Origin of the sequence: Parasynechococcus sp., from assembly GCF_042954245.1 — a bacterium.
GTDB lineage: Bacteria > Cyanobacteriota > Cyanobacteriia > PCC-6307 > Cyanobiaceae > Parasynechococcus.
Genome location: NZ_JBGKDP010000053.1, coordinates 1 through 5,903 on the forward strand (window position 1 = coordinate 1; position 5,903 = coordinate 5,903).

5 protein-coding genes and 2 pseudogenes are annotated in these 5,903 nt (G+C 63.7%); all 7 read right to left on the reverse strand.

Translation table 11 applies throughout. From position 1 onward, the window contains the following. Positions 1-209, reverse strand: a pseudogene (locus ACGVJ8_RS02420) (GAP family protein); the annotation flags it as partial. 121 nt (positions 210-330) lie between these two features. After that, positions 331-462 carry a hypothetical protein gene (locus ACGVJ8_RS02425; RefSeq protein ID WP_392345315.1) on the reverse strand — a complete coding sequence of 44 codons (132 nt, stop codon included), beginning with the start codon at positions 460-462 and terminating at the stop codon, positions 331-333. 253 nt (positions 463-715) lie between these two features. Then, positions 716-871 carry a hypothetical protein gene (locus ACGVJ8_RS02430; RefSeq protein WP_392345316.1) on the reverse strand — a complete coding sequence of 52 codons (156 nt, stop codon included), beginning with the start codon at positions 869-871 and terminating at the stop codon, positions 716-718. Positions 872-964: 93 nt separating this feature from the next. Further along, positions 965-2,392, reverse strand: coding sequence for a cobyrinate a,c-diamide synthase (locus tag ACGVJ8_RS02435; RefSeq protein WP_392345317.1), 1,428 nt, complete (start codon positions 2,390-2,392; stop codon positions 965-967). A 14-nt stretch (positions 2,393-2,406) separates the two neighbouring features. After that, positions 2,407-3,693: a glucose-6-phosphate dehydrogenase assembly protein OpcA gene (locus ACGVJ8_RS02440; RefSeq protein WP_392345318.1), complete on the reverse strand. Its 1,287-nt coding sequence runs from the start codon at positions 3,691-3,693 to the stop codon at positions 2,407-2,409. Between the two features lie 57 nt (positions 3,694-3,750). Beyond that, a complete protein-coding gene (zwf, locus tag ACGVJ8_RS02445) occupies positions 3,751-5,274 on the reverse strand; it encodes a glucose-6-phosphate dehydrogenase (protein ID WP_392345319.1) in 1,524 nt (507 codons plus the stop codon). A 152-nt stretch (positions 5,275-5,426) separates the two neighbouring features. Continuing rightward, positions 5,427-5,903 (reverse strand): annotated as a pseudogene (locus ACGVJ8_RS02450) (ferredoxin-NADP reductase); the annotation flags it as partial.

Sequence of the window (5,903 nt, forward strand, 5' to 3'; positions counted from 1 at the left end):
GGGAGCTGGCGTCCGATCAACACCGCCAGAAACGGAACCATCAGCAGGGCAGTGGCGGCGGTGCTGAAGCCGATGCTGCAGGAAATCTCCTCCTGCAGGGGCAATTGCGCAGCCAGGATCACAGCGGCATTTGTAGCGAACAGCAACAGGTCGTCGGGACTGATCACTTCAGTGACGCTGCTGATCAGCAACAGCAAGGAAAGCGGCATCGCCGCGAAACGGTTCACGGCGGCGCTTCAGGCGGGGGCTGTTCATTCACGCCCGCCCAGGGCGATCAAGGCTCCGCCGCCGATCAGAGCCAGGCCAGGGCGTTGGTCAGCAGCCAGCTGCTCACAAACAAGCTCCCGCGCCGCAGCGGCGAGCTCCCAGCAGCAGCAACAGCAGCAAAACGATGTGGATGGGCGACAACGCCACGCCCAGCCCGTAGGTCAGCAGTTCCGTCCAGATTCGGGGTTCCGCCATGGGCCTTCAGAGGCGCAGGATCAGGGCTGCCAGGCCAATTCATCCCCAAACTCACAACGCCGAGAAGGGCTCTTCAGAAGGCTTTGTGGTTTCCCGTCGCGTGCTCATCGCTTCCATGCCGAGCAGGGGCAGCGCGGTGATCAACAGGACAAATCCGAAGCGGAGCATGCGACAGGCGCGAAGGTCCTGCTTCAGCCGTAGCGAGATGGGCGGAGTGTGGAACCCTCCTTCCCAATCTTTTCGACTGCGTGTCTCAGTAGCGCACTTCGAACCAGTCGTCGCCCGTGACCGGGAGCTGACTGGATGTCACCCGAAGTCCCCTCGCGCCCGGCAGCCCGACCTCGCACCAGGCCCGCAGTTCAGACAAGGCCAGCGGTGGCCCTTCGGCCTGAACTTCCACACTGGCCATCACTCAGGTTGCGAACTCAGCCGCTGATGCCGAGATCCAGGGCGCGCCGATTGCAACTGGCGGGGGACTCTAACCGCTGAATGCGGCCTTCGATCATCCAGCGTCAGCGTTCGGCGAAGCGTTGGATTCGTGGCGGTTGCTGGCGGCTGACGAAGCGCTTGGCGATCGCTTCTCCCCGGCTTCGAGCGCGGCGCGCCATCGGGAGCAGATCGTCGTAGAGCTGGCCCAGTGCAGGTGAACCCAGCTCGCGTGAACCGTCTGATCGACCCATCCTTCCGAATGTCGATGGACTTTCCATCCTTCAATGTCCCACAGCACTGACCTGTCGGAGGACGGCCGGTTGGTGTGCAGTTCCCAGCGGTGAAATTCGTGGCCCACCAGCTGCTGACCGCTTTCCACCACAGGGCTGTCTCGCCGCGCCTGCAGGCGGCGATAGCCCACCTGCAGCGGGCCGCGCTGGGCTGTGAAGGGAAGCAGGCCCGCCATGCGGTGGCTGGTGCCATCAAGGTCGGTCAGCTGGTCTCCGAGCACCAGCATCCCGCCGCATTCGGCGTAGAGCGGTCGCTGCTGCACGAATGCCCGCAGCGAGCTCAGGCTTCGCGTGCACCTGCTGAGCTGGGCGGCGTGCTGTTCGGGGAAACCGCCCGGCAGGATCAGTCCCTTGGCTTCTGAAGGGATGGCCTCATCGGCCAGGGGGCTCCAATGGAGCACGGGCATGCCCATCTGCTCCAGCAGTTCACTGGTTTCCTGGTAGCGGAAGTGAAAGGCGGCATCACTGGCCAGAGCCACCGGCAGGGGCTGTCCCTGTTCCACGGGAATGTTGGCCAGGGGCTGCGGCCCGGGGCGGGGTGCCTGCAGCAGGGGTTCCAGGCGTTCCAGGTTCAGGTGCTGGCTGGCCAGAGCGGCCCAGGCCTGGCGTCGCTGCTCGGGGGCCTCCAATTCATGCGACGGGGCCAAGCCGAGATGACGGCCCGGCAGGGCCAGGGCTTCGCTGCGCGGCAGGCAGCCCAGCAACGGTACCTCCATGCGCTCCAGCACCTCGGCCAGCAGCTCCCGGTGCCTGGGGCTGCTGACTTTGTTGAGCACCACGCCGGCGATGCGCAGCTGAGGATCGTGATCACAGAATCCGCGCACGAGGGCGCCGAGGGAGGCCGCTTGACCGCCGGCATCCAGCACCAGTACCACCGGCAGGTCCAGCAGGCGGGCCACGTCGGCGGTGCTTCCGGTTGTACCGCTGCCGATGCCATCAAAGAGCCCCATCACCCCTTCCACGAGGGTCAGCTCAGAGGCACCTCCGTAACCGTGAAAGGCCTGGCGAAGCCAGGTTTCCCCGTAGAGATTGAGATCGAGATTGCGACAGGCTTGACCCGAGGCTTGGCTGAGCAGCTGGGCATCGAGATAGTCCGGTCCCACCTTGAAGGCTTGAATCCGGCGGCCGCTCTGCTGGGCCCAGCTCAACAGCGCCAGGCTCAACAGGGTTTTGCCGCTGCCACTGGCTGGTGCAGCGATGACAGCGGCCATGGCTCAGACGCGAATCAGCCCAGCAGCCTGGCAGCCAGCGGAGCCGCAGCGGCCAGCAAGGGGTTGGTGCTGTCGTGACCGCCGCCCAGCAGGCGGGCCACATCCATTTCAGGGGTGTCGTGCTGCACGGGAACGACCTCCTCATGCAGTTCGAGGTTGGCCATGCCTCCCCCTTCTAAACGCATGCAGCCCCCGGATTCAGCGCAGAGAATCACGCACACGCCTTGCCCGTTCTCCGGTTCAGCAATCAGCCGCAGCCCCACCATCTGGCCAGCGTGCACGTTGGGCTGGGCTGTTGGCACGGCCATCAATTGGAAGCTCACCTCCGTGCCATCGGAGCGCTTGAACTGGGCGGTGGTGCCGTTCTCGATCGTGGCGGTCGAGAGCAGCGTCCAGCCCAGTCGATCGGCGATCCAGGCGGCCAGCAGCAGCCCCTGGGCAGGGTGATGGCCCTCAACATCAATGTCGAGACGGGTGATATGGCTCAAGGCATCACGCCGTTGCGGAGGGTCGAACACCATGGCGAGGGTCTCGCGCCAGCTGCGCAGGCGCAGCCAGTTGAGATCGTTCACCGCCTGGCCGCTCTCCACGCGGCAACGCAGCAGCTCAAGGCACTGATGGGGATCCCCCAGAGCGGTATCGATGATCAAGCGCCGTGGTGCGCTGGTGAGCCGTTGCATCAGCTCCGATGCTTCATCGATGCAGCCGTTCCACCAGACCCAGGCCGGCATCGACTCCGGCAGCAGGGGTTCGAGAATCGAAAGGCCCTCACGCAGGGCAGCGTGGCCGCCCCGCAGAACCACCACATCACCGCAGGCCGCGGTCCCACCCCCTTCCTCAGGCAGCGGGCAGTAGGCGGCCACGAGTGTTTCCAGGGGCTGCGCCGCATCGATCGTTGGCGCCAGGGTGATCAGGCGCCGAGGCATCAGCGCACTCAGGGCCGGATCGATGTACTGCCCACGCAGGTCTTCTGCGCTCGCCTGCCCCTCAAAATCAGCCACCGCCTTCACCACAGCCCCATCCAGCGGCGGCGTGCTCAGGGGAAGGTCGGCATCCAGCACCGCTTGGCGGCCCGCAGCGATCAAGGGGGCGGATTGCTGTCCGGTGACGGGCCCGGACAGACGACCACTGCGGATCAATTGCTGCTCGGCCCAGGCGGATTGCCAGATCAGCAGGCAGAAGGTGTTGGCCCCGGTGCCGGTGCTGCCCTGCTGCTCGGGGGACCAGAGCTGTTCGAGGTAGTGGGGCACCTCTGCAGGTGCCAGTTCCAGAGGGGTTTGCAGGGTCAGCTGAGGGGACATGGTGACGGATGAACGAGACGTATAAGAGCTGATAAACAGGGCTGTGAACGTGCGCTGTCAGGGGCGTCGCCAGAGCAGTCCGTCTTTCGCCAGCAGGGCATCCGCGGCGGCAGGTCCCCAGGTGCGGGATTCGTAGGGATGAACCGGCAGCTGCCAGGGGCTGTCTTCAATCAGTTCCAGCAGCGGAGTGTAAAGCCGCCATGCCGCCTCCACCTCATCACTGCGGGTGAACAGGGTTGGGTCGCTGAGCATGGCGTCAGCCAGGAGCCGCACATAGCCCTCATCGGAGGGTTCCCCGAAGGATTCGTCGTAGGAGAACTCCATGTCGATGGGGCGGCTGCGCATGCCAGAGCCAGGTGATTTCACCTCGAAGCGAAATTCGGCCCCCTCATCCGGTTGGATGCGCAGGATCAGCTGATTGGCGGTGGGGCCTCCGGTGGCCGCATCAAACAGATGCACTGGTGCTTCACGGAAGGTGAGCACCACCTCACTCGTGCGCTTGGCCAGCCGTTTGCCGGTGCGCACATAAAATGGAACCCCCTGCCAGCTCCAGTTGTCGATGAACAGCTTCATCGCTACGTAGGTCTCGGTGGTGCTGTTGGGGTCAACACCGGGTTCATGGCGGTAACCGGCCAGGGGCGATTCCGTAGAACCACCGGGTCCGTACTGGCCACGGATGCAGCAGTTCCAGGGTTCGAGCTCATCGGCCAGGCGGGTGGCCTGGAGCACCTTGGCTTTTTCGTTGCGGATGGCTTCCGGGTCAAAGCGCCCTGGTGGTTCCATGGCGGTGATTGCCAGCATCTGGGTCAGGTGGTTTTGCACCATGTCCCGCAGGGCACCGGCCGATTCGTAGTACCCAGCACGCTCCTCCACCCCGACGGTTTCCGCGGCGGTGATCTGAACACTGGAGATGTAATTGCGGTTCCAGATCGGCTCGAAGATTGTGTTGGCAAAGCGCAGAACCATGATGTTCTGGACGGTTTCCTTGCCCAGGTAATGGTCGATGCGAAAGATCTGGTTCTCCTGACCGCAAGCCTGGACCACGCGATTGAGGGCCTGGGCACTGCCGTAGTCGCGTCCGAAGGGTTTTTCGATCACCACCCGGCTGCGTTTGGGGTCCTTCAACAGGCCAGCGTCGGCCAGTGAACGGCAGCCACTGCCATAGAACTTGGGAGAGACGGAGAGATAAAAGGTGCGGTTGCCGCGGGTGGAGCACTGTTGATCGATCTGCTCCAGCCGTGTGCCCAGCCGCACCACATCTTCTGGTTGTTGAAGGTCGACCGGCTCGTAGAACAATTTGCCGACGAACTGCTCCCAGGCCTGGGGATCGTCCTCAATCGTGCTGGCGAGTGCCTCCGCCATCTTTCCGCGGAACTCCTCGTCACTCCACGGCCGTCGCGCACAGCCCAGCAGGGCGAACTCACTGGGCAGACGCCGTTGCTTGAACAGCTCAAACAGGGCTGGCACCAGCTTGCGGTGGGTTAGATCACCGCTGGCGCCGAAGATCACCAGACACTGCGGCGCAATCACGCGCTCTTGACGCAGTCCAACCCTGAGGGGGTTCGTCATTGTGGCAACCATGGAGCGTCCAGGCCTCTGACGCTGGTTTAGGCACGGAACCGGCAACAGACATGGACTCGCCGCTTTGTTTCCGTGTTGGTGTCAGCGTTTGTTGCCAACCGAAAAAAAAGTCCCCCCGAGAGGTGGACTGGAAACGATCGGTGGCTGATCGATCAATAGGTTTCCACGTGCCAGCGGTCGGCCTTCTTGAGCTGAGGGCGCAGTTCGGCCCAGTCGAGACCCTTGGCGGCGGCGGCGGTGGTCATGGCCTCATCGATGCCCGGCTCCATGCCGCGCAGACCGCACATATACACATGGGTCTTGGGATCTTCGATCATCGCGAAGATCTCTTCGGCGTGTTCCAGAACGCGATCCTGGATGTACATCCGGCCACCCTTGGCGTTCTGCTGTTCCCGGCTGATCGCCTTGGTGTAGCGGAAGTTGTCGGGGTACTCCTTCTCGTAGTGGAGGAAGTCCTCGTCGTAGAGCAGGTTGGCGGTTTTAGGCGCGCCCATGAACAACCAGGCTTTGCCGCGGAATTTCCAGCTGTTGGCCTCCTGTTCGCGGGACTCGAACATCCGGCGAAGGTAAGTGCGCATCGGGGCAATGCCTGTTCCCGTTGCCAGCATGATGATGTTGGCATCCTCGTC

Coding starts and splice junctions, on each gene's coding strand:
- zwf (WP_392345319.1), bottom strand. CDS start 5,274: ATGGTTGCCACAATGACGAACCCCCTCAGGGTTGGACTGCGTCAAGAG.
- ACGVJ8_RS02440 (WP_392345318.1), bottom strand. CDS start 3,693: ATGTCCCCTCAGCTGACCCTGCAAACCCCTCTGGAACTGGCACCTGCA.
- ACGVJ8_RS02435 (WP_392345317.1), bottom strand. CDS start 2,392: ATGGCCGCTGTCATCGCTGCACCAGCCAGTGGCAGCGGCAAAACCCTG.
- ACGVJ8_RS02430 (WP_392345316.1), bottom strand. CDS start 871: ATGGCCAGTGTGGAAGTTCAGGCCGAAGGGCCACCGCTGGCCTTGTCT.
- ACGVJ8_RS02425 (WP_392345315.1), bottom strand. CDS start 462: ATGGCGGAACCCCGAATCTGGACGGAACTGCTGACCTACGGGCTGGGC.